General features: G+C 41.1%; 2 protein-coding genes. Both read left to right on the top strand.

The window, feature by feature from the left end:
* The first annotated feature begins 114 nt into the window (after nt 1-114).
* Complete coding sequence (locus V7R35_RS17780; RefSeq protein WP_334016223.1) at nt 115-570, top strand: macro domain-containing protein; 456 nt, start codon at nt 115-117, stop codon at nt 568-570.
* A gap of 107 nt (nt 571-677) precedes the next feature.
* Nucleotides 678-1,013, top strand: coding sequence for a hypothetical protein (locus V7R35_RS17775; protein ID WP_334016222.1), 336 nt, complete (start codon nt 678-680; stop codon nt 1,011-1,013).
* Nucleotides 1,014-1,123: the final 110 nt, after the last annotated feature.

Here is a 1,123-nt window from a genome sequence, read left to right as displayed (position 1 = left end):
AAAAATTAAGTCGTGCGCTGGCGCGCACTGGGACGCTAACACGCAGGGCCGCTTCGCTATTATGCCCTACGCGTTATCGCCCCTTATTTAAAAGTTAGGAGACAAGGAACCATTGTGAAAACAGTCAAAGGTGATCTGATTAAATTAGCGAAAGAAGGACAATTCGATGTAATTGTTCATGGATGTAATTGCTTTTGTACTATGGGTGCTGGTATCGCTAAACAAGTTAAGTCCCACTTCCCGAACGCTTTTCAAGCAGACCTAGAAACCAAGAAAGGTTCAGAAGAAAAGCTAGGCTCGTTTTCATCAGCAGCGGTTCTTATTGGCAATCATAAGTTAACAATCGTGAATGCTTATACCCAGTTCCATTGGCGTGGTCGTGGAAACAAAGCAGACTACGAAGCTATAAGGAAAGTTTTTGCTTCGATTAAGGAAAACTTTAGCGGGGCGAAAATCGGATACCCACTTATCGGGGCTGGCTTAGCTGGAGGCGACTGGACTGTCATTTCTAAAATAATTAGTGAAGAATTAGCTAACGAAGACCATACATTGGTGCAGTTTGTCTCCTAACAACCAAATTAAGTCGTGGGCTAGCGCCCACTGGGACGCTAACACGCAGGGCCGCTTCGCTATTATGCCCTACGCGTTATCGCCTCTTATTTAAAAGTTATATGCCAGTGAAAAATTTTAAGTTCCTGCTGTTTTTAATTAGTTTGCTAACTTTGGTCTCATGTTCAAAGGAGACAGGCGTAGAAGAACGAGTAGTTTTTTGGAAAAGTGAACTATATAAAAATATTCCTACTGGTACTCCGCAGGAAGAAGCTTTAAATAAACTAAAAGAAATTGATTCAGAAGCATTCGTAAATTTGTTGTCAGGAAATATTTCTTCTAAATTGGAAAATATAGAAAGCAATGGTATCCCCTGCAAAGATTGGGTTTTAATGGCTACAACAGTAATTCAAGACCATGCTGTCATCAAACATTCAATCTCTAGTACCGGGCGTTGTTTATAGAATGGCATATAACAAAAAAATAAAGTCACTCACTTCGTTCGCTGGGACGCATACACGTGGGCTGCTTCGCATTATAGCCCACATGTCTACGCCCCTTATTTAAAAGTTAG

The organism is Alteromonas sp. S167 (genome assembly GCF_036864375.1).
Taxonomy (GTDB): domain Bacteria; phylum Pseudomonadota; class Gammaproteobacteria; order Enterobacterales; family Alteromonadaceae; genus Alteromonas.
Note: the sequence above shows the minus strand (reverse complement) of the source record. Positions and strands in the feature narration are given on the sequence as shown.